The sequence below is a fragment of the Rivihabitans pingtungensis genome, from assembly GCF_003201855.1.
In the GTDB taxonomy this organism is placed as follows: domain Bacteria; phylum Pseudomonadota; class Gammaproteobacteria; order Burkholderiales; family Aquaspirillaceae; genus Rivihabitans; species Rivihabitans pingtungensis.
In genome coordinates this window covers 1-20,343 of sequence record NZ_QJKI01000026.1, presented here as the reverse complement: position 1 = coordinate 20,343, position 20,343 = coordinate 1, and the positions used below count along the sequence as shown (strand labels likewise).

The window sequence follows — 20,343 nt, the reverse complement described above, 5'->3', positions numbered from 1 at the left end:
TGCGTCGGTGAGAACCGCCTCAGAGCTTGAAGCGCGACACCAGCGCCTTGAGCGCTTCACCGCACTGCGCCAGGCCGTGCAGCGTGCCCAGCACCTGTTGCAGATTGCCATCGGTTTGCTGGGTTTTGGCGTTCACCCGCTCAGCGCTGCGCGCCATATCGTGGGTGGCGCTGCCTTGCTCGGTGGTGGCCATCTTGATATTGGCCATGCGCTGGGCGATGTCGTCGGTGTGCTCGCGCACGCGCGCCACCCGGCCGGCGGCTTCTTCGGTGTGGCGCATGCTTTGCGTCACCCGTTGCTGGGTAGCGCCCACGTGCTCGGCGGCGTCGCCGGTCTGGTCGATCACCTGATCCATGATGCCGGCAATCTGCACGGTGGCCGACGAGGTGCGCTCGGCCAGCTTGCGCACTTCGTCCGCCACCACGGCAAAGCCACGGCCTTGCTCGCCCGCGCGGGCGGCTTCGATGGCGGCGTTCAGCGCCAGCAGATTGGTCTGGTCGGCAATGTCATGAATGGTGTTGACGATGCCGCGAATTTCTTCCGACTTGCTGGACAGCCCATCCATCACCGAGCGCAGCGAGGCAATGGCGCCCACCACGGCGTGCATTTCCTGGGCGACGGCTTCCATACCGTCTTGCGAGCTGATCGAGCCCTGGCGCGAGCGGGTGACCAGTGCTTCGGTTTCGCCCACGTGCTCGGCAATATGGTTGATGCTGACCGTCACCTGCTCGATGGTGGCGGCGGTGTTGGCCAGCTCGCTGGCCTGGCTGCGTGAATCCTCGGCAATCTGGCCGGCGGTGCGGTCCAGCTGTTCGGCGGTGTCGGCCAGCGATTCGGCGTATTGGCGCACCTGGGTGAACATCTGCTGCAAGGCGGCAACAAACTGGTTAAACGCCTGGGCGATTTCCGCCAGCTCATCGTTGCCCTTCACCGGCAGGCGCAGGGTCAGGTCGCCGCTGCCGCTGGCCACGCTGCGCATGGCGTCGCGCATGCTGGCCAGGCCGCGCATCAGTTGGGCAATGCCCAGCCAGGCGGCCACCGAGGCCAGGGCGATACAGGCGGCCAGCACACCCAGCAGGGTGTAAAGCATATGCTGCACCGGCGCCAGCGCGGCGTCATGCGGCACCAGCGCGCCCATCAGCCAGCCGGTTTTGCCCACGGGTTGCAGTACCATGAAATATTTCACGCCATTCAGTGTGGTGTTGTGGATGGCGCCATCGCGCGGCACGCTGTCTGGCGTCAGGCCGGGCACCACCTCGCTGATTTTTTTCAGTGCCGAATCCGCCGCCGGGTGGGCAATCACCGCACCGTCCTGGGTAATCAGAAAAGCATAGCCGTTGCCCGGCAGTTGGGCGGCGGTGACTTCTTCCACCACGCGCTTGAGGGTGACATCGCCGCCAGCCACCGCCACCAGTTGGCCATTGCGGCGCAGGCCCTGGGCAAAGGTGATGATCGGTTGCTTGGTGGAGGCGTCAATATACGGCGGCGAGGCAATCGAGCCTTCGGTGGCGGCAGCGGCCACATACCAGGGCCGCACGGTGGGGTCGTAGCCGGCCGGCACCAGGGTGGCCTTGCTGAACTGGGTCATGGTCTTGTCCGGCTGGCCGACATACATATCGTCAAAACCACCGGCTTCCAGCGCCTGATCCAGCACCGGCTTGAGCTCACCATGGCCAAAGCGCGGCAGCACCGAGCCGACCACGCGCTGGCGCGAATGCACCCACTCGTTGATGAAGGCCACCTTGTTGGCGGTGGTGGCGGCAATATTTTGCCGCACGCCGGCTTCGGCGCCGGCATAGGTGTGCTGATAGGCCACCGTGGTCAACACGGCGGCCAATACAGTCACCACCAGCAATACAAAAAACACCAGACGATGGCGCAGTGAATTCATCATGATGAGTCGCTTTCTCGTGCGCACTGTTGGTGCGCTTTTTTATTTAGGGGGCAACCGCCATCCACCCGGTAGGGTGTGCGGATTGAAGCGGCCAAACAGTGCAAATTATTTATATGTTGCGCTTGTCAATTCGTAGAACTACCTAGATAAATATAGCAAACTATGAATCGTTGTGAAGCTCTGCCTATGCGCACTCAGCGCGAATCCGCCTGAAGGTTTGGCACACTGTGTCGCACCAGCCTCACACCAAGCGGACACTCGGTGATTTCGGCAACTTTATGGTGATAGCACCCTGTTTCGGAGCATACCCAGACAAACTACAGTGTGATGTCGCTGATGCGACCAGCAATGTCGCGCACACGCACAGTGATTGCGGTGCACGCGTGAAGTCGTGGCACAATACTGTGCTTTACAGAGTCACTCACAAAACCCAGCGCAGTGGTCCTGGCTAGGCGTGCGGCCGCAGACAGTACAAGCAGTATGGCCAGGCCACGCAACGATGCCAGGAGGGTTTTGTAAGCGGCGCTAACACCGCGTATTTTTACCGATTGATAAGACAAGACCATGACCGCTCAGCACATCCTGCTTGGCATCACGGGCGGCGTGGCCGCCTATAAATCCGCCGAACTCGTTCGCCTGCTGGTCAAGGCGGGCCACACCGTGGACGTGGCGATGAGCGAATCTGCCACCCGCTTTGTCACCCCGGTCACCTTCCAGGCGCTGTCTGGCCGGCCGGTGTATGTGGATTTGTGGGATGCACGTCCTGACAACAATATGGCGCATATCGAGCTCACTCGCCGGGCCGATTGCTTTCTGATTGCGCCGGCCACTGCCGATGTGCTGGCGCGGCTGGCGCATGGCCACTGTGACGACCTGATCACCACCCTGGCCGCTGCGCGCACCTGCCCGCTGGCGGTGGCGCCGGCCATGAATAAACAGATGTGGGACAACCCGCCCAATCAGCGCAATATCGCCCAGCTGCGCGCCGATGGCGTGACGGTGTTTGGCCCCGGCCATGGCGAGCAAGCCTGCGGCGAGGTGGGCGACGGCCGCATGCTGGAGCCCGAGCAACTATTCGACCTGCTGACCGGACTGACCCAAGCCAAAACGCTGGTCGGCCGCCGCGTGCTGCTGACCGCCGGCCCCACCTTTGAGCCAATCGACCCGGTGCGTGGCATCACCAATCTGTCCAGTGGCAAGATGGGCTACGCGCTGGCGCGCGCCTGCCGCGACGCAGGCGCCGAGGTCACGCTGATTTCTGGCCCCACCGCGCTGCCGCGCCCGGCTGAGGTGCACTTTATTGCTGCCGGCAGTGCGCTATCCATGCACGCGGCGGTGATGGAAGCCGTACCGCACCATGATGTGTTTATCGCCGTGGCGGCGGTGGCCGATTATCGGGTGGCCAACGCCAGCGCCGAAAAACTCAAAAAAACCCCCGGCCAGGCGCCAACGCTGACCCTGACGGAAAACCCCGACATCCTGGCCAGCGTGGCCGCCCTGCCCCGCGCGCCGTTCTGCGTGGGCTTTGCCGCCGAAAGCCATAATCTGCTGGCGCACGCCCAGGCTAAGCGCGAGCGCAAGCGCGTGCCGCTGCTGGTGGCCAACCTGGCGCAACACGCCATGGGCGCCGATGACAATGAAATCGTGCTGCTGGACGACCACGGCCAGCACCCGCTGCCGCGCATGGACAAAACTGGCGCGGCGCGGGCCATTGTGGCCCACCTGGCTGGCATGCTGCCGATCCGCTGAACCCCGCGCGCCCGATGCGGGCGCGCTGTCTTGCCTGGCGCGGGCTACCTTGCCCCGCTGGCGCCCTCGCGTTGCGCCTGGCGCAACGCATCCCCCATTCTGCTTGACCCGGACTTTGTCATGAACGTTGACGTTAAAATTCTCGACCCCCGCCTGCACGACCACCCGCCGGCCTACGCCACCCCCGGCTCGGCCGGTCTGGACCTGCGCGCCGCCATCGACGCCGATTTGCTGATTCAGCCAGGCGAAACCCATCTGGTGCCCACCGGCCTGGCCATTCACCTGGCCGACCCCGGCTACGCGGCCATCATCCTGCCGCGCTCGGGGCTGGGGCATAAGCACGGCATTGTGCTGGGCAATCTGGTGGGGCTGATTGATTCGGACTACCAGGGGCAGCTGTTCGTGTCCGTGTGGAACCGCAGTGACGCGCCGTTTAATCTGGCGCCGCTGGAGCGCATGGCGCAGCTGGTGATCGTGCCGGTGGTGCAGGCACAGTTCAATGTGGTGGAAGAGTTTGCCGCCAGTGAGCGCGGCGAGGGGGGATTTGGCAGCACCGGCAAGCGTTAAGCGCCGGCGCCAGCTCAGGCGGCCCGGCGCCGCCTGAGCGCCTTGCCCAAAAAACCATCAAAACCCGATCAGGCAGCCTGGGCGAAGTCTTCGCGCTCGCCGATTTCTTTCAGGGTGTTGCGCAGAATGTCGCGGGCGCAGCAGGCGCAACGGCCGCAGCTACTGGCGACATTCAGCTCTTCGCGCAGCTCGCGCATCAGGGTAACGCCGTTGTGCACGGCTTGACGAACCTGGCTATCGGTCACGGCATGGCAAACGCAGACGTACACGGCATGGCTCCTGAAGCGGGGCGGGCGCGCTGGCCCACTTGGTGAATGAGAACGTATCGCAACTATCCAATAAACGAGAATAGTTGTCAATATTTCTGTGCGTAGACAAACCTACGCAGCCTTCACTCGCCATCCAGCATAAATCACGCCAGATGCTGCTGAACCAGGATTTTTGCCAAGATACTGATTTGATTTATTTAATTTACAGGCAAGCCCGCCCATGCCTGGCGCCTGACGGCAGTGTGTCGGATTTGCCACGCGCCGCCCCCCAGAAGGATACAAGACAGATGGTCCGAGAATTGCAATGGAAGCCCAACGCCACCGTCGCCGCCGTTGTCGAGCGCGACGGCGAGTTTTTGCTGGTGGAAGAGCACACCGAAGCCGGCGTGCGGCTGAATCAGCCAGCCGGCCATTGGGAACACGGCGAATCCATCCTGGACGCCGTGCGGCGGGAAACCCTGGAAGAAACCGGCTATCACTTTGAGCCCACCGCGCTGCTGGGCGTGTATGTCAGCCCGCGCCCGGACAGCGAAGTGGTTTACCTGCGCTTTGCCTTTGTCGGCCAGATCACCGGCCACGATAGCCAGCGCGCGCTGGATGCCGGTATTATCGCTGCCCGGTGGCTCAGCCGCGATGCGGCGCTGGCCGATCCAGCCCGGCTGCGCAGCCCCATGGTGTCTCGCTGTATTGAAGATTATCTGTCTGGCCAGCGTTACCCGCTGGACTTGATTCGCGCCGTGCCGGCGGGCTGACCCTGCCCGGCGCTGAGCGCCGGAGAATGTCATGCCTGCCTTGCGCCATCTTGGCCTGTGTCTTGCTCTGCTGCTGCCGCTGGCCGCCGAATGGCCGGCGCACAGCGAAACTCTGCCCATCTGCTACAACTACGGCTGCAAGCAGCGTGGCGAAGCGGTGCTGGGCCCGCTGGACAATGACCAACTGGCCAGCCTGCTGGACCAACCCGACGCCGAAGGCGAACGCGCCGCCGTGGGCCAGGCCATCGGGCTGATGAACCAGATCGCCGCGCGCACCACGCCGATTGCCGCCGACCGGGGCGGCAATGTTCAGGACAGCGGCGACGGCAGCCAGGATTGCATTGACCACAGCCGCAACGCCACCACCTATCTGCACTATCTGCTGGAGCACGGCTGGCTGCGCTTTCATCGGGTGCTGGAGCCCGCCTGGCGCGCGCCGTGGCTGGTGGACTTACATTACGCCGCCGTGATTGAAGACCTGAAAGACGGCCTGCGCTATGCCGTAGACGCCTGGTTTTTTGATCACGGCCACCCGGCGGCGGTGCTGCCGCTGCCGGATTGGAACAAAGGATTTTCTCCGCAATGACCCGCCCGCAACGCATTGTCGTCGGTTTATCCGGCGGCGTGGATTCTTCGGTCACCGCCTGGCTGCTCAAGCAGCAAGGCCATGAAGTGATCGGGGTGTTCATGCAAAACTGGGAAGACGACAACAACGACGAATACTGCTCGATCAAGCAGGACGCGCTGGACGCCATGGCGGTGGCCGACATCATCGGCATCGACATGGAAGTGGTGAACTTTGCCGGCGAATACAAAGACCGGGTGTTTCGCTATTTTCTGGAAGAATACGCCGCCGGCCGCACCCCCAACCCGGACGTGCTGTGCAATGCCGAAATCAAGTTCAAGGCGTTTCTGGATTACGCCGTCAGCCTGGGCGCCGAAGCCATCGCCACCGGCCACTACGCCTGCCGGGTGGACAGCCCGCGCGGCGCCGAACTGCACAAAGGCGCAGACCCCAACAAAGACCAAAGCTATTTTTTATACCGGCTGCAACCGCACCAGCTGCGCCCGGCGCTGTTTCCGCTGGGCGAACTGCACAAGCCGCAGGTGCGCGAGATCGCCAGCCAGATCAAGCTGCCCAACGCCCGCAAAAAAGACAGCACCGGCATCTGCTTTATCGGCGAGCGGCCGTTCCGCGAATTCTTGCAGCGCTACCTGCCCACCCAGCCCGGTGAGATGGTCACCCCGGAAGGCAAGGTGGTGGGTCAGCATCAGGGCCTGATGTATTACACCCTCGGCCAGCGTCAGGGCCTGGGCATCGGCGGGCCGGGCGAGCCGTGGTTTGTGGCTGGCAAGCAGCGCGACGCCAACCAGCTGCTGGTGGTGCAAGGCCACGACCACCCGTTGCTTTACAGCCCGGCGCTGTGCGCCGACCAATTGTCCTGGACGCTGGGCGAGCCGCCGGCGCCCGGCCGCTACGCCGCCAAAAACCGCTACCGCATGCAAGACGCCGCCTGCACGCTGGACTACGACGCCAACGGCCGCGCCGTGCTGACCTTCGACCAGCCACAATGGGCCATCACCCCCGGCCAATCCGCCGTGCTGTACGACGGCAGCCTGTGCCTGGGCGGCGGGGTGATTGTTGGCGCGCCGGAATAAGAGCGGCTCACCAGCGAGACACTGACGCACATGACCAAACGGCGAGCGTAACGAAATATTGTAACGGCATGCGGGGAGACGGGCAGCGCCACCGAAGCGTGTGGGCTGCCCGCAAAATTGCCAAGTGACGCACACAATCAGATAGTCGAGGCGCTATCTTGCCTGCGCGGTGGGAAAATCATGCAGAATACAGTGAAAAACGACCAAGCCCCTGGCGTTGTTGTGCGGTCTTGCCGTACCACCGGTACAGCCTGCGGCCGCACGCCTACCAGCCAGGCGCGCTTCCTTGCGTTTTGTTAACGGCTCGCAACACGGCTATTAAAAGCCTGCTCTTCTCGAATGATGTCTTTCATGGTGGGGGCAGGCTTATGGTAGTCGTAGTAACTGGCTACGGCACGACTACCCAAAGCAGCAGCCACACCATTGCGCATGGCTGCACGGTATTCATGCTCACTCAAGCCTTTGGCTGATGCGGCCAAAGCCGACAAATCGATATTGGCGTGTGTCTCAGCCGAGCCATCCTTGTACACCACGGCCAAAATATTGCCCGCCGGGCCACGGAAGATACTGTCAACCTGCGTTTGCAGTTGCTTTTCATAGTTTACAGGATCATATTCTTCTGGCGAAAGCTTATCTCGCCCTGTTGCTACATCGTCCAACATCCTTTTAACACCAGCCCAAGCCTCTGGGCTAAGATGTTTTTTCAATAAAGTTTCTGCATCTCCTTTTTCTACGAGATGCGATGGCGGCATAAAATAACGAACTCCGTTATGTACGGTATCTGCCAACTCAGGATCAAAAGTGAATGCCATGCCAAATTCACCACGAGAATTGGCAACAAGTTTGCCATCATCCTCTGCATGAGTGGCTTTTTTGATGGTGGGCAGCATGGCCGAAGCGCTGGTATTGACTTGCATATGACCTCCATGAGGTTAAACATGAGCGGGTGTGTACAAACGTGCGGGCAAGGCCAAGGTAAGCGCGAGCTTGCCCGCAGCAAGGTCAAACTACACCGAAAGCGCCCGACAGGCTGATGACAGCATCTTGGGTTCTCAGGTATTCAATGGTGTAAATGCCACCCTGGAAGAAATTGGTGATGACAACCCCCTCGGTGATCTGACCATCGCTGGCATCGGCCATACTGGAGAGCCACAGATTGTCGGCTTGTCGTGCCACATAAACCTGGCTAAGCAGCACATTGGGCAGGTACAGAGTGTCGCCATTGCCGCCGCCATAGCCAGGGGTGTAGCTGGCAGTCACGCCATCATTGATGGTGTCCCGGCCATTGCCATAGCCGATGTATTGCACATAAAAATCATCACCAAAGCCGCCCAGCAAGGCATCGGCGCCGGCCCCACCGTACAGCACATCATCACCATCGCCGCCATGCAGCAGATCGTTGCCGTCACCGCCTTGCAGGGTGTCATTGCCAGACCAACCCAACAGTGCGTCATCGCCACCATAGCCAAACAACTGATCATTGCCCGCACCGCCATGGATGAAGTCCACATAGCTGCTGCCGTACACGATGTCGTCGCCACCGAGGGCGTCGTAGCTGTGTGCGGTTTCACCGGGGCTCATCTGCAGAGAACCCATATTAAAAATATCATTACCTTCAGAACCCACTTTACTTGTCATGTTCTTTCCTAATTTGGCTTGATTTGAGTGGATCATGCTACTAACTTGGGCAATCCATATCAATTCGTGAAAATACCATGGTAATAATACGTATTTCTTGTGCAGAACCGCTGCTTGCGTGGAGGGATTGGGTGACGCGTTTTACCTGCGTGCGCGGTGCGCGGAGGAATTGGTGATGGGTATATTGACGCAAAAAAACCCGTCACGGCCTCCCTGGCGCGTGACGGGCAATCCCCTAACTTGATCTGCTGCGCTGCGGTAAGTTGTAGAACGGCTAACAAAACCCAGCGCAACGGTCCTGGCCAGGCGCGCGACCGCAGACAGTACGAGTCGTACGGCAAGGTCGTGCAACAACGCCAGGAGGGTTTTGTTCGCCGCTCTCAGCCCAGTTTCAGCAGCGTGGTTTTCAGCTCGGTATATTTTTCCAGCGCGTGCAGCGATTTATCGCGGCCGTTGCCGGATTGTTTGTAGCCGCCAAACGGCAGGCTCATGTCGCCGCCTTCGTCGTAGCAGTTCACCCACACCGTGCCGGCGCGCAGGCGGCGCGACAGGCGGTGGGCGCGGCTGACGTCGCGGGTCCACAGCGCGGCGGCCAGGCCGTATTCGCTGTCGTTGGCGATGGCGATGGCTTCGTCGTCGTCGTCAAAGCCGATCAGCGTGCACACCGGGCCAAAGATTTCTTCGCGGGCAATGCGGCTGTGCGGGCTGGCCTCGAACAGCGTCGGGGTGATGAAATAACCCTGCTCGGTCATCACACCGTTGCCGCCCATCAGGCAGCGGCCTTCGTTGCGGCCTTGCTGGATATAGCCCAGCACGCGCTCGTACTGCACTTCATCCACAATCGCGCCCATGCGGGTGGCCGGGTCCAGCGGGTTGCCCGGCGCGTAGGCGCGGGCGGCTTCTTTGAAGGCGGCGACAAATTCGTTGTAAATGCTGTTGTGCACCAGTACGCGCGAGCCGGCCGAGCACATTTCGCCCTGATTGAAATAAATCCCGCCGGCGGCGGCGCGGGCGGCGGCGGTGATGTCCGGGCAGTCGGCCAGCACGATATTGGGCGATTTGCCGCCCAGCTCCAGCCAGACGCGCTTGAGGTTGGATTCTGCCGCGTAGCCCATGATGCGCTTGCCCACGGCGGTGGAGCCGGTAAAGGCCAGGCAGTCCACGTCCATGTGCAGGCTCAACAGCTTGCCCACTTCACCATCGCCCGGCAGCACCTGGAACACCCCGGCCGGGATGCCGGCCTCGTGCGCCAGCGCGGCGATGCGGATGGCGGTGAGCGGGGATTTTTCGGAAGGTTTCAGGATCACCGAGTTGCCGGCGGCCAGCGCCGGGGCGAATTTCCAGCTGGCCATCAACAGCGGAAAGTTCCACGGCACCACGGCGGCCACCACGCCCAGCGGCTCGCGGGTGACGGTGCCCAGCAGATTGCTGGCCAGCGGGGCCACTTCGCCGCCGATTTTGTCTACTGTTTCGGCAAACCACTGCACGCAATACGCCGCGCCGGCCACGTCCACCGCGCGGGCGTCGCTGATGGGCTTGCCGGTGTCCAGGGTTTCCAGCAGGGCCAGTTCGTCGCGGTTGGCGCGCAATAGATCAGCAAAGCGCAGCAGGGTGCGCTTGCGCAGCATCGGCGCCATCTCGGCCCAGACGCCAGCAGTAAAGGCGGCGCGGGCGGCGCTGACGGCGGCGTTGACTTCATCGGCGCCGCATTCGGCCACCTGGCACAGCACCTGGCGGGTGGCCGGGTTGCGGGTGGCGAACACCCGACCGCTGGCGGCGCTGACGTACTGGCCGTTGATGAAGGCGCGCCCTTCCAAGGTCAGGGCGGCGGCGCGCGCTTGCCAGTCGGCAAGAGTCGGTTGAGTCATGGCGAATCTCCTGTGTGGGCGGCCATCCCCCGGCTGCCGGCCAGCGCGCCAGCCCGGTTTGCCGGGCGGCGCAGCCAGCTAGAAGCTGGCCGGGGTGTTGGCGCTGATAATTTCCGCTTCTTCCGGGCCAATATTGCGAAAGCGGTGCGGCAGGGTGCTGGGAAAGTAATACCCGTCCCCCGCGCTCAGGATATTGGCCTGGCCATCAATGGTGAGTTCAATGGTGCCGCGCACCACAAACCCGCATTCTTCGCCCTCTTTGTGCACGATAGGCTCGTCGCCAGTGTGCGCGCCGGGGGCGTACAACTCGCGCAGCATGCGCATTTGCCGGTTGGGCGCTGAAGCGCCAATCACCAGAAAGCGCAAGCCATCGCTGCTCAGAAACGCCGGCTGATTGTCCGGACGGAAAATGTGCGGATTCACCCTGGGCGGTTCATCAAAAGCAAAAAACTCGGACAAGGTGATCGGGATGCTTTCCAGCAGTTTGGTGAGCGAGCTCACCGACGGGCTGACCCGATTTTGCTCGATCAAAGAGATCGAGGCATTGGTCACGCCAGCGCGCTTGGCCAGCTCGCGCTGCGACAGGCCAAAGCGCTCGCGCACCAGTTTGAGGCGTACACCTATGTCCATGGCAACCCTTGTGTGTTCATAATAATTGACGCTCGCTGTAAAGAATAGTTGACGAAATCAGCGGGGCTGCCGCCGTCGCTTGAGTATACCCGATTTCCCGGGATTCCCTGTATTTCCGCACCATTATGTTGCAGTGCGGCACTATTTTCGAGCGAGTGTCTCTGGTCGCCACAGCCCATATCAAAATATTTTTAACGCCTGTTATCAATTATTTTTAACGTTGCTAGACTGGATACACGAACTTAAGCCATGCCATGCAACACTCCATATGCATGATGGCGCGGATGTGATTGTGAGAGACCTGCGATGACGCTTCCTGTAATCGGTTTGCCCTGCTGCCGCTGGTGGCTGAAAGACAGCCAGTTTTTCCACCTGGTGGGCGAGAAATACCTGCGCGCTGCCACCTGGGCCGGCGGCGCGCCCATCCTCTTGCCGGCCTTGGGCGAAGAGGCGCCGCTGGCGCAGTGGCTGGACATGGTGGACGGCCTGCTGTTCACCGGCAGCCCATCCAATATCGAGCCGCACCACTACGGCGAAGCCCGCCGTGAAGGCGATTTCAACGACCCCGAGCGCGACGCCACCACCCTGCCGCTGGTGCGCGCCGCGCTGGACGCCGGCGTGCCGCTGCTGGGCATTTGTCGCGGCCTGCAAGAAATCAACGTCGCTCTCGGCGGCAGCCTGCACGGCCAAGTGCATGCCCTGCCCGGCATGCGCGACCACCGCGAGCAAGGCGACACGCTGGACGCGCAATATGGCCTGGCCCACCCGCTGACCCTGGCCGAAGGCGGTGTGTTGCACCAGGCGCTGGGCGCCACCCACGCCGAAGTGAATTCCCTGCATGGCCAGGGCATCCGCACCCTGGGCGCTGGCCTACGCGCCGAAGCCTGGGCGCCGGATGGGCTGATCGAGGCCTTTAGCGTGGCCGAGGCCAAGAGTTTTGCTGTGGCGGTGCAATGGCATCCGGAATGGCGCATCGACGCGCATCCGCTGTCGCGCGCACTGTTCACCGCCTTTGGCGACGCCTGTCGCCAGCGTCGCGCCGCCCGCTTGGCGGCGTAAACCCCGCGCCCTGACTCCACCAGGGTCAGGGCGGAGAAGCGCTCACACAATGCGGCGCAATACAGCAGTCGCATTCTGTGAGGGTTTCTGACAGAAAACCCACCCACGAGGACGCACCATGACCCAACTGAGCGAATGGCTGAAACAGCATCAAATCACCGAAGTGGAATGCGTGACGCCGGATTTCACCGGCATTGCCCGCGGCAAGATCGTGCCGCGCGAAAAATTCAGCGCCGATGAAGGCATGCGCCTGCCCGAGGCGGTGCTGGTGCAAACCGTGACCGGCGAATTTGCCGACAACGTCACCCCGGCCACCGACCCGGACATGATTCTGCTGCCCGACCCCAACAGCATCCGCCTGGTGCCCTGGGCGAAAGACCCGGTGGCGCAGGTGATTCACGATTGCTACAACAGCGACGGCACGCCGGTGGACTTGTCGCCGCGCTATGTGCTGCGCCGCGTGCTCAAGCTGTACGAGGACATGGGCTGGGAGCCGGTGGTGGCGCCGGAGATGGAGTTCTACATCGTTGACGTCAACCGCGACCCCGACCTGCCGCTGCAACCGCCGCTGGGCCGCACCGGCCGCCCGGAAACCGGACGCAAGGCCTACTCGATCGACGCGGTGAACGAGTACGACGATATGTTCGAGGACATCTACGACTACTGCGACGCACAAAATCTGGCCATCGACACGCTGATTCACGAAGTGGGCGCCTGCCAGATGGAAATCAACTTCCTGCATGGCGACGCGCTGGATCTGGCCGACCAGGTGTTCTTGTTCAAGCGCACGGTGCGCGAGGCGGCCATCCGCCACAATATGTACGCCACCTTCATGGCCAAGCCGATGGAAAACGAGCCGGGCTCGGCCATGCACATCCACATGAGCCTGAAAGACCGGCAAACCGGCAAGAATGTGTTTTCCAACCCGGACGGCAGCCCCAGCGAGGCGTTTTTGCACGCCATCGGCGGCATGCAGAAATACCTGCCGCAGGTGATTGCCCTGTTTGCCCCGTTTGTGAACAGCTACCGCCGCCTGGTGCGCTTTAACGCCGCGCCGATCAATGTGCAATGGGGCTACGACAACCGCACCTGCGGCATCCGCGTGCCCTACTCCAAACCCGAAGCCCGCCGCATTGAAAACCGTCTGCCAGGCGTGGACTGCAACCCGTATATCGCCCTGGCCGCCACCCTGGCCTGCGCCTACCTGGGCCTGACGGAAAAATGCCAGCCCAGCGAGCCGCAAACCGGCGACGCCTACGGCCTGCCGTTTGCCTTTGCCCGTGGCCTGGACGAAGCAATTGGCCTGCTGCGCCAGTGCACGCCGGTGGCCAGCGTGCTGGGCGAGCGCTTTGTCAGCGCCTTCTGCGCGGTGAAAGAAGCGGAATACGTGGAATACGCGCGGGTGATCAGTCCGTGGGAGCGCCGCTACTTGTTACTGCACGTGTAAGCAGCACTTAACTGGCCTGCCGCCGCAAGGCGGCGACAGGCCAGGATTGCCCGGCGCAGCCCAGTGCGCCAAGCCCTGAATTTTTGCCGGACGCCCGCCGCGTCCGGCGCCAGACAAGGAGAGTGTCATGTCTTTAGCCCCGATGGTGATCGAAGCCCGTCAAGCCGTGCAACGCACCGCCAGCCGCCGCAGCACGCGCGAATGGCAGGCGCTGGACGCCGCCCATCATCTGCACCCGTTTTCTGACGCCGCCGCGCTGAATGCGCAAGGCGCGCGGGTGATCAGCCACGCCGAAGGCGTGTATCTGTGGGACAGCGACGGCAACAAGATTTTTGACGGCATGTCCGGCCTGTGGTGCGTGAACATCGGCTATGGCCGCAAGGAGCTGGCCGAGACCGCCGCCCGCCAGATGAACGAGCTGGCCTATTACAACACCTTCTTCAAGACCACCCACCCGCAAGTGGCTGAGCTGTCGGCGCTGCTGGCCGAGGTCGCGCCGGAAGGCTTTAACCATGTGTTCTACACCAACTCCGGCTCGGAGGGGAACGACACGGTGATCCGCATGGTGCGCCACTACTGGGCCAGCCAGGGTCAGCCGCAGCGCAAAACCATCATTGCCCGCGAAAACGGCTACCACGGCTCCACCATCGGCGGCGCCTCGCTGGGCGGCATGACTTATATGCACGAGCAGGGTGATTTGCCGATTCCCGGCATTGCCCATATCGAACAGCCGTATTGGTACGCCAATGGCGGCGACTTGAGCCCGGAAGAATACGGACTGAAAGCCGCGCGTGCGCTGGAAGCCAAAATCCTCGAGCTGGGCGCCGAGAATGTCGCGGCGTTTATTGGCGAGCCGATTCAGGGCGCTGGCGGCATTATTATTCCGCCGTCCACCTACTGGCCGGAAATCCAGCGCATCTGTGACCAATACGGCATTTTGCTGGTGGCCGATGAAGTGATTTGCGGCTTTGGCCGCACTGGCGAATGGTTTGGCAGCCAATACTTTGGCATCCGCCCGCACCTGATGACCATCGCCAAGGGCTTGTCCTCGGGCTATCTGCCGATTGGCGGCGTGCTGGTGCACGACCAGGTGGCCAAGGTGCTGATCGAAGCCGGCGATTTCAACCACGGCTTTACCTATTCCGGCCACCCGGTGGCCGCCGCCGTGGCGGCAGAGAACTGCGTATTCTGACCCAATATCGCCACCCGTTATGATGGAAACTGTCCACCTGTAATGCCACAAACTGGCCGGCTGTTCTGATTGAAACTGCCCACCCGTAATGGGTCAAAGTAGGCCAGAACATCAGGCCGTCCCAGTTTCTCGCGCCCGCACTTTTCGCATCGACTCGCCACGCATCGGCAGACGCACCGCACCGCTTGTCAGCCGATCCAGAATGGCATCGGCGACGGTCGGATTTGCGCTACCCAAGTAGTCATGCCATTTATCCACCGGCAACTGGCTCGTGATGATCGTCGAGCGCCCACCACTTCGCGCGTCGACCACTTCAAGCAGATCCGTTCGCCCCTGAGCATTCAGTGCCGCCAGCCCGAAATCGTCAAGAACCAGCAAATCTGCCTTGGCCAGCAACGCCAAGCGCCTATGGAAACTGCCGTCGGCATGGCCGATCTGCAAGTCCTCCAGCAGCAGCGGCAGGCGATGAAACAAGACTGTTTTGCCGATTCGGCACGCCTGATTGCCGAAGGCGCAGGCCAGCCAAGTCTTCCCGCAACCGGTCGGCCCTGTCAGAATCATATTCAGACCACGCTCGATCCACTGACAGGTCAGGAGGGACGCCATCATGCTTTTGTCCAGACCACGGTTGTGACGATAGTCGATGTCCTCGACGCAGGCCGCCACCTTCAACTTCGCCGTCTTGAGCAAGCGCCGCAGCCGCTGGTTCTCCCGATGAGTCGCCTCGTGGTCGACTAGCATGGCAAACCTATCCTCGAAGGCTAGGCTATGGGCGGCGGCGTTGGACAATTGCTCCTCAAACCCTTGCGCCATGCCGGAGAGTTTGAGGGAGTGAAGCTTGGTCAAGGTTTGCTGAATCAACATCGTCGTCTCCTAAAAAAGTCGTCTTGGATCAATGGCAGTAATAGCCGGCGCCGCGCACGTTGGGATGATCGAAGGTCGCCTCCTCATGGGCTGGCTCCGGCAACGCCATGCGATCCATGTTCGTGCGCAGGATGGATTTCACGTTGTGGATCTCCGTCGCACCGATTTGCAGGGCGCGCGTGCAGGCGGCTTCCAGACGTTCCGGCCCCACCTCCCGCGCCACGGATTTCAGGGCCGCCACCGAACGGTAGGCCATGTCCCGGCGCACCTTCCGAGCGAACATTCCTTGCAGGAACATGTGGGTGTTCGGCCCGACTGAAATGGCCCAGTCCAATTCGTCCTCGATGGTCCAGGTCTCCAGATGTCGGTGAGCAGGATCCATGTGCAGGGGGTCCGTGGTCCTTCCGGGGCCATGGCCGCGAGCATGGCTGGCCACTCGCCGGCCGCCGTGCAGCACCTCCACCGTGTCAGCCGTCAGCCGGACATCCACCGCCTGACGAACCAGGACACACGGGACACTGTAATGGTGGGCGGCAATTTCGATGTGGTAATCGAGTCCGACTCGTAGTCGCAGGAACTCGGTGAAGGCGTAGCGCGTCTGCGGCAACGGCTTTAATGCCGGGCGATCCAGCTTCTCAAATGCCTCACGGCGACAGCCCTTGAGTTTCTGGAAAGGGCGGCTGTTTGCATCGGTCAGCAAATCCGAAATCGCCCGGTTGAGTTCCGCCAGGCTGGTAAAGACCCGTTTGCGCAGACGGAACATGATCCAGCGTTCAACGATCAGCACACCGTTTTCCGCCTTGGACTTGTCCTTTGGCTTGTAGGGCCGCGCGGGGAAGATTACGGTGCCGTAATGGGATGCCATATCCAGGTAGGTCGGATGAACATCAGGATCCGTCCGGCTGGCCCTGGTTACTGCCGATTTCAGGTTGTCGCAGACGACGACCTGCGGCACGCCGCCGAAATGCTCGAACATTCGGACATGGGATGCGATCCAGTTGGGCAGTTGCTGGCTCCAAACCGCTTCGGCATAGATGTAGCTGGATGCTCCCAGCACGCCGACAAATATTTGCGCCATCCTTTTCTCATCGGTCTTGGGATCAATGACGGGTAGCGTCGGCCCGGCATAATCGACAAATACCTTGTCGCCGGCAGCGTGCGTCTGGCGCATGTAGCGTTTGAGGGTCTGCTTGAAGTCTCGGTAAACCTGACAGAACGAACTGTAAGCAAGCCCATCAGGGTGGCAGGCCAGATATTCCAAGTGAACCCCTTGCAGGGTTGCACCCTTGAGTTTCATGGCTTCGTGAATCTCGGCCCAGTCCGGTTCGGGCTTACGGCCATTCTCCAAGACCGACAATGGCGGAAACAGTCGCCGCTCCAGGGCTGCGTCATCAATGTCGATGGGTAGCGGCCAAGATAGTCCTGCCGCCGCAGAACGGGTCAGGTAATCCTTGACGGAACCGCGGGCGATTCCGAGGCAGGCGCTGATTTGCCGCTGGCTCAACCCGTTCTCGAGGGCAAGCCGCAGCACGTCACGAATCTGTTTCATGGGCAATCTCCTGTTCGGCATAGGATTAGCCGGCTAGATTATTGTTCTCAAAAAAATCACCGCTTGAGGGATTTCAGCAGCAGCCCCTTGGTCATTTCCAGAACACGGCCTCCTAGCAGATCGGATTGCCGTGGCGGGCGTTCAACAACGACATGACCGCTCATCACCCGCAGGATGCCCACGAAGTCGGGGACGGTCAGTTTCTCAATCCGCTCCGCCTGCTCTGGAACGGCAATCCAGAGGAAATTGAAATACGGCGCCATCCCTTCCAGTTTCCCTGACCAGTTCACATGAAATCCACCCGCTATCTCGATGCCGTGGATTTGTAGTGGATCACTCTTGCGATCCCTAATAACGGCAACGGCGTCGAATATGTAGCGGCGAGGGGTTGCACCATCACTTTCTGGGCTAATGTGCATAAAGAGTTCGTAGAGATCGGGATTCCGAATCCCGGACCAACTTGGATCTCCTGAAGCCAACGACGTCAAGACCATGGCTTCGGTTAGGCTCTCGAACTGCTCACGGTTGCGCAAGTTGATACGTGGTGGCGGAACACCAAGGCCGCGGGCGGTCCGCCCGCCAAGCGCAGGACGATAGGCTTGCCATACCGTGCGTAGTTCCGCACGGGTAATGCCACCCGAGATTACCTGTTCAGCCAGGCGTTGCAGGGCGTTATCCGGGGCGACCCGAGCCAACTTGGAAAGAAGTTCGAGGTTCTCAGGGCTTACCTTGTCAGGAAGTTCCCCCAGTGGGGGGCAGGAAACGCCGCGCCCTGTGAGCGCCTCGCGTAACTTGATGTAGTAGCGGCCAGCGGTCAGGTAGCGCCAGAGCGTTGATTCCTTGAGTCCCAGGCTTTCAGCGTGGCCTTTCAGCCATTCGGTGAAGGACTTGGCCTCATTTCGCCAGTAATCAGTTTGGTCGATACGATCCAGTAAATAACCGATGTGCGCCCACGAGCGGGATTGGCCTTGGGTCAAGGCGGCAATTTCGCGGGCCAGGAAATCGTGGTCGCTCTGTGGGGATCGGGGTCGCGGCATGGCATTTTGGTAGAAGTTCTAAACAGTTTTGCCGGCGAGAGTTGTTTGTCAAGAGGTAGATATTCCTAGATAGATGCTCCAACCATCCGTTATTTTTGAAGCTCCGCATTGTGACGCAGAGACTGGTGGGTGCTACCGGCCACAAGCAGCCAGCCGTCCGCTTGGTTTCGACATAAAATGCCCTGCTTTCAGACCCTGCCTAGGGCAGTTACGGGCATAGAATGACACTGCGACAAAAAATCCTGCTGCTTGGGTTAGTGGCCGTCTCGGGCATGTTCCTCGCCCTGTGGCTCCAATACAAGGCTTACCTAACGCAGTCCCAAGCTATCGAGGCAGTGGTGCGAAACGTCAGCGCTGTCGTCGCTCTTTCCCATGCTGCGCACGAGTTGCAGAGAGAGCGCGGCATGACGGCCATCAACCATTCCAAAACAAATGCCCAAGCGCTCGCCGAACAAGTTCGGCATACCGATGCGGCTCTAGCCGGAATCCGTGGCGACATCGCCAGTCTTGGCATGGCTCTTACCCAACTGCGGACGGAAGCGGCGACGGGGAGGATAACGCCCCTGGCGATCCTAGACAGCTACAGCAAGCTGCTCCAGCGTCTCGCCGACGAAATGGATCGACTTACCAGTGAGCCCGAAGCAGCCGTTGCCAAGACCGACATGGTTGCGCATACGCACCTAATGGCAGTAAAGGAGAATCTCGGACAGATTCGGGCAACTCTGGGCTACTGGACCGAACACAAGAGCGACGATTCCGTCGTGCTCAATAGACTATTCCGTCTCAAGAGTCTCCAAGAGGAGGAACTGCGCAAGTTCGGACTGGATGCGTCGCCTGAACTACGCGAAAGGCTTGCCCAGGAGTTCTCGGGACTGGAAGTTGCACAGACGCTGGAGACACTGGCGCAAATCGCCGCCGCTGGCAAGCTTCCGCAGACGCTCGATGTGCAAGCCTGGTGGTCAATGGCAACCGTGGCGGTTGATCGTCTGAAGGTCGTCGAGGACTATTCGCTAGAGTTAATCGAGAAAAAAGCGGAACTCGAACTCACGCAACTTCGAAGCTCCATGCGTTTAGGAGTGATCATTACGCTGGGGATTGGTCTTGCCGTCGTCATCATGGCCATATCGGCGACCGTTGCCTTGCTACGCGCACTGGATCGCGCACTGGGAAGCATGGAGCTCATCGCTGCCAGCCAGGATTTTCAAATTCGCATCCCTGCCGACACGCCGGATGAAATCGGTCGCATCTCACGGAGCTTCAATCAGTTGCTCGACATCGCAGAGCGATTGTTGAAGGAGAAGGACTACTTGGCGACTACCGACCCTCTGACCGGCGTCAACAACCGGTTGCGGTTCGCCAAGGTGCTCGGGGATGAGGCAGAAAGGAAGCGCCGGACCAACACGCCGATGGCGCTGGTCATGTTCGATGTCGACCATTTCAAACGCATCAATGATACCTACGGACACAATGTTGGCGACGAGGTGCTGAAGGCATTGGCTAATCTCGTCAGCACTGAGGTTCGCGTCACAGACTTCTTCGGCCGCTGGGGTGGCGAAGAGTTCGTTCTGCTTCTCAGGGACGACGATTGCGAGGCTGCCATGGCCGCTGCGGAGAAGCTCAGAAACCTGATTGCAAGTTCGGACATTCCTTCCGTGGGCAAGGTGACGTGCAGCTTTGGCGTGGCCGCCTGGATGCTTGGGGATACCGAGGCAAGCCTTGTCGCACGTGCCGACAAGGCGCTCTACGAGTCGAAGAAGGGCGGGCGCAACCTAGTCACTTGCACACAAGGAGTGACGGGAAATTGCCACGGCCGAGTGCGCTGCGCACAATAAGCCGACAGTGGCCCGCCTGGCGAGTGGACGACGATCACGGTATGGCCAGCATCGTGTAAGGCCCGGGCGATGGCCTCGCCCAGGCCACCGTTGCCGCCCGTGACCAGGGCGGTGCGTTGCTCAGCCGGCATTGCGACCACCTGTCTTGGCTGGTGCGTCCTTGTCCTGTGCCTTGGCCCACACCGCTCCCCATTGCTTGAAAATATCCTGGAACGGCAATATCGCATCTGCCTGGCCTACGGCCTGCGTGACCGATTTCTGCCAGTCCTGAATGGGCTGCTGCAGGCCTTGAGTGAAGGTGGGCTGGATCTTTATTTCGACTTGCGTTAGTGCCTGC

At 61.1% G+C, this 20,343-nt stretch carries 19 protein-coding genes and 1 pseudogene; 9 read left to right on the top strand and 11 right to left on the bottom strand.

Translation table 11 applies throughout. The features are described 5' to 3' along the window. Window positions 1-19 precede the first annotated feature (19 nt). Complete coding sequence (locus DFR34_RS14475) at window positions 20-1,894, bottom strand: methyl-accepting chemotaxis protein (RefSeq protein ID WP_245906904.1); 1,875 nt, start codon at window positions 1,892-1,894, stop codon at window positions 20-22. Between the two features lie 564 nt (window positions 1,895-2,458). Here DFR34_RS14475 and coaBC point away from each other — a divergent pair. Together coaBC and dut are read left to right on the top strand one after the other, a co-directional pair. Next, a complete protein-coding gene (gene coaBC, locus DFR34_RS14470) occupies window positions 2,459-3,643 on the top strand; it encodes a bifunctional phosphopantothenoylcysteine decarboxylase/phosphopantothenate--cysteine ligase CoaBC (protein WP_110391867.1) in 1,185 nt (394 codons plus the stop codon). A 120-nt stretch (window positions 3,644-3,763) separates the two neighbouring features. Beyond that, window positions 3,764-4,210, top strand: a complete 447-nt coding sequence (dut, locus tag DFR34_RS14465) for a dUTP diphosphatase (protein ID WP_110391866.1) — start codon at window positions 3,764-3,766, stop codon at window positions 4,208-4,210. A gap of 68 nt (window positions 4,211-4,278) precedes the next feature. On the opposite strand, the gene DFR34_RS14460 is transcribed toward dut, so the two are convergent. Beyond that, window positions 4,279-4,479, bottom strand: coding sequence for a bacterioferritin-associated ferredoxin (locus tag DFR34_RS14460; protein WP_110391865.1), 201 nt, complete (start codon window positions 4,477-4,479; stop codon window positions 4,279-4,281). A 287-nt stretch (window positions 4,480-4,766) separates the two neighbouring features. Between DFR34_RS14460 and DFR34_RS14455 the strand changes: the two genes are divergently transcribed. The 3 genes from DFR34_RS14455 to mnmA are packed head-to-tail and all read left to right on the top strand — an operon-like array spanning window position 4,767 to window position 6,890. Next, entirely contained in the window at window positions 4,767-5,231 is a 465-nt protein-coding gene (locus DFR34_RS14455) for an NUDIX hydrolase (protein ID WP_110391864.1), read from the top strand. Between the two features lie 31 nt (window positions 5,232-5,262). Beyond that, complete coding sequence (locus tag DFR34_RS14450; protein WP_245906903.1) at window positions 5,263-5,817, top strand: hypothetical protein; 555 nt, start codon at window positions 5,263-5,265, stop codon at window positions 5,815-5,817. After that, a complete protein-coding gene (gene mnmA, locus DFR34_RS14445; RefSeq protein WP_110391863.1) occupies window positions 5,814-6,890 on the top strand; it encodes a tRNA 2-thiouridine(34) synthase MnmA in 1,077 nt (358 codons plus the stop codon). The genes DFR34_RS14450 and mnmA overlap by 4 nt, the downstream gene beginning before the upstream one ends. Before the next feature lie 296 nt (window positions 6,891-7,186). Here the strand turns inward: mnmA and DFR34_RS16970 are convergent, their stop codons facing one another. The 4 genes from DFR34_RS16970 to DFR34_RS14425 all read right to left on the bottom strand — a co-directional run bounded on the left by DFR34_RS16970 (window position 7,187) and on the right by DFR34_RS14425 (window position 11,026). Next, window positions 7,187-7,807, bottom strand: a complete 621-nt coding sequence (locus tag DFR34_RS16970; protein ID WP_146215162.1) for a hypothetical protein — start codon at window positions 7,805-7,807, stop codon at window positions 7,187-7,189. An 85-nt stretch (window positions 7,808-7,892) separates the two neighbouring features. Further along, entirely contained in the window at window positions 7,893-8,486 is a 594-nt protein-coding gene (locus tag DFR34_RS14435) for a calcium-binding protein (RefSeq protein WP_211309436.1), read from the bottom strand. Between the two features lie 422 nt (window positions 8,487-8,908). Next, complete coding sequence (locus tag DFR34_RS14430; RefSeq protein WP_110391860.1) at window positions 8,909-10,396, bottom strand: aldehyde dehydrogenase; 1,488 nt, start codon at window positions 10,394-10,396, stop codon at window positions 8,909-8,911. A 78-nt stretch (window positions 10,397-10,474) separates the two neighbouring features. After that, complete coding sequence (locus DFR34_RS14425) at window positions 10,475-11,026, bottom strand: cupin domain-containing protein (protein WP_110391859.1); 552 nt, start codon at window positions 11,024-11,026, stop codon at window positions 10,475-10,477. Window positions 11,027-11,332: 306 nt separating this feature from the next. Between DFR34_RS14425 and DFR34_RS14420 the strand changes: the two genes are divergently transcribed. The 3 genes and pseudogenes from DFR34_RS14420 to DFR34_RS14410 form a co-directional block, all read left to right on the top strand. Beyond that, window positions 11,333-12,085, top strand: a complete 753-nt coding sequence (locus DFR34_RS14420) for a gamma-glutamyl-gamma-aminobutyrate hydrolase family protein (protein WP_110391858.1) — start codon at window positions 11,333-11,335, stop codon at window positions 12,083-12,085. 118 nt (window positions 12,086-12,203) lie between these two features. After that, the gene (locus DFR34_RS14415) at window positions 12,204-13,532 is read left to right on the top strand and encodes a glutamine synthetase family protein (protein ID WP_110391857.1); all 1,329 of its coding nucleotides are present in this window, start codon (window positions 12,204-12,206) and stop codon (window positions 13,530-13,532) included. A gap of 127 nt (window positions 13,533-13,659) precedes the next feature. After that, a pseudogene (locus DFR34_RS14410) lies at window positions 13,660-14,712 on the top strand (aminotransferase); the annotation flags it as partial. Between the two features lie 123 nt (window positions 14,713-14,835). Here DFR34_RS14410 and istB read toward each other — a convergent pair. Genes istB through DFR34_RS14395 form a run of 3 tightly spaced genes read right to left on the bottom strand, consistent with a single transcriptional unit; the run spans window position 14,836 to window position 18,174 of the window. Further along, window positions 14,836-15,588 carry an IS21-like element helper ATPase IstB gene (istB, locus tag DFR34_RS14405; RefSeq protein WP_110391856.1) on the bottom strand — a complete coding sequence of 251 codons (753 nt, stop codon included), beginning with the start codon at window positions 15,586-15,588 and terminating at the stop codon, window positions 14,836-14,838. A 28-nt stretch (window positions 15,589-15,616) separates the two neighbouring features. Then, window positions 15,617-17,137 (bottom strand): IS21 family transposase, encoded by a 1,521-nt coding sequence (gene istA / locus DFR34_RS14400; RefSeq protein WP_110391889.1) that lies wholly within the window; start codon window positions 17,135-17,137, stop codon window positions 15,617-15,619. Window positions 17,138-17,193: 56 nt separating this feature from the next. Then, window positions 17,194-18,174: a hypothetical protein gene (locus tag DFR34_RS14395; protein WP_110391855.1), complete on the bottom strand. Its 981-nt coding sequence runs from the start codon at window positions 18,172-18,174 to the stop codon at window positions 17,194-17,196. 221 nt (window positions 18,175-18,395) lie between these two features. Between DFR34_RS14395 and DFR34_RS14390 the strand changes: the two genes are divergently transcribed. After that, window positions 18,396-20,006: a diguanylate cyclase gene (locus DFR34_RS14390; protein WP_110391854.1), complete on the top strand. Its 1,611-nt coding sequence runs from the start codon at window positions 18,396-18,398 to the stop codon at window positions 20,004-20,006. Here DFR34_RS14390 and DFR34_RS17920 read toward each other — a convergent pair. Together DFR34_RS17920 and DFR34_RS14380 are read right to left on the bottom strand one after the other, a co-directional pair. After that, window positions 19,916-20,137, bottom strand: coding sequence for an SDR family NAD(P)-dependent oxidoreductase (locus tag DFR34_RS17920; RefSeq protein WP_373277977.1), 222 nt, complete (start codon window positions 20,135-20,137; stop codon window positions 19,916-19,918). The two genes, DFR34_RS14390 and DFR34_RS17920, sit on opposite strands and share 91 nt — an antisense overlap. After that, window positions 20,127-20,343: hypothetical protein (locus tag DFR34_RS14380; protein ID WP_444544404.1), on the bottom strand; the 217-nt coding region annotated here is incomplete at its 5' end. The genes DFR34_RS14380 and DFR34_RS17920, both read right to left, overlap by 11 nt.

Excerpts from the sequence above, each read along its gene's own strand:
- DFR34_RS16970 (WP_146215162.1), bottom strand. The coding sequence starts at position 7,807 with ATGCAAGTCAATACCAGCGCTTCGGCCATGCTGCCCACCATCAAAAAA.
- DFR34_RS17920 (WP_373277977.1), bottom strand. The coding sequence starts at position 20,137 with ATGCCGGCTGAGCAACGCACCGCCCTGGTCACGGGCGGCAACGGTGGC.
- DFR34_RS14455 (WP_110391864.1), top strand. The coding sequence starts at position 4,767 with ATGGTCCGAGAATTGCAATGGAAGCCCAACGCCACCGTCGCCGCCGTT.
- DFR34_RS14390 (WP_110391854.1), top strand. The coding sequence starts at position 18,396 with ATGACACTGCGACAAAAAATCCTGCTGCTTGGGTTAGTGGCCGTCTCG.
- DFR34_RS14475 (WP_245906904.1), bottom strand. The coding sequence starts at position 1,894 with ATGATGAATTCACTGCGCCATCGTCTGGTGTTTTTTGTATTGCTGGTG.
- DFR34_RS14450 (WP_245906903.1), top strand. The coding sequence starts at position 5,263 with ATGCCTGCCTTGCGCCATCTTGGCCTGTGTCTTGCTCTGCTGCTGCCG.
- DFR34_RS14430 (WP_110391860.1), bottom strand. The coding sequence starts at position 10,396 with ATGACTCAACCGACTCTTGCCGACTGGCAAGCGCGCGCCGCCGCCCTG.
- DFR34_RS14435 (WP_211309436.1), bottom strand. The coding sequence starts at position 8,486 with ATGGGTTCTCTGCAGATGAGCCCCGGTGAAACCGCACACAGCTACGAC.
- mnmA (WP_110391863.1), top strand. The coding sequence starts at position 5,814 with ATGACCCGCCCGCAACGCATTGTCGTCGGTTTATCCGGCGGCGTGGAT.
- istA (WP_110391889.1), bottom strand. The coding sequence starts at position 17,137 with ATGAAACAGATTCGTGACGTGCTGCGGCTTGCCCTCGAGAACGGGTTG.
- DFR34_RS14420 (WP_110391858.1), top strand. The coding sequence starts at position 11,333 with ATGACGCTTCCTGTAATCGGTTTGCCCTGCTGCCGCTGGTGGCTGAAA.
- dut (WP_110391866.1), top strand. The coding sequence starts at position 3,764 with ATGAACGTTGACGTTAAAATTCTCGACCCCCGCCTGCACGACCACCCG.
- DFR34_RS14415 (WP_110391857.1), top strand. The coding sequence starts at position 12,204 with ATGACCCAACTGAGCGAATGGCTGAAACAGCATCAAATCACCGAAGTG.
- coaBC (WP_110391867.1), top strand. The coding sequence starts at position 2,459 with ATGACCGCTCAGCACATCCTGCTTGGCATCACGGGCGGCGTGGCCGCC.
- DFR34_RS14425 (WP_110391859.1), bottom strand. The coding sequence starts at position 11,026 with ATGGACATAGGTGTACGCCTCAAACTGGTGCGCGAGCGCTTTGGCCTG.
- DFR34_RS14395 (WP_110391855.1), bottom strand. The coding sequence starts at position 18,174 with ATGCCGCGACCCCGATCCCCACAGAGCGACCACGATTTCCTGGCCCGC.
- istB (WP_110391856.1), bottom strand. The coding sequence starts at position 15,588 with ATGTTGATTCAGCAAACCTTGACCAAGCTTCACTCCCTCAAACTCTCC.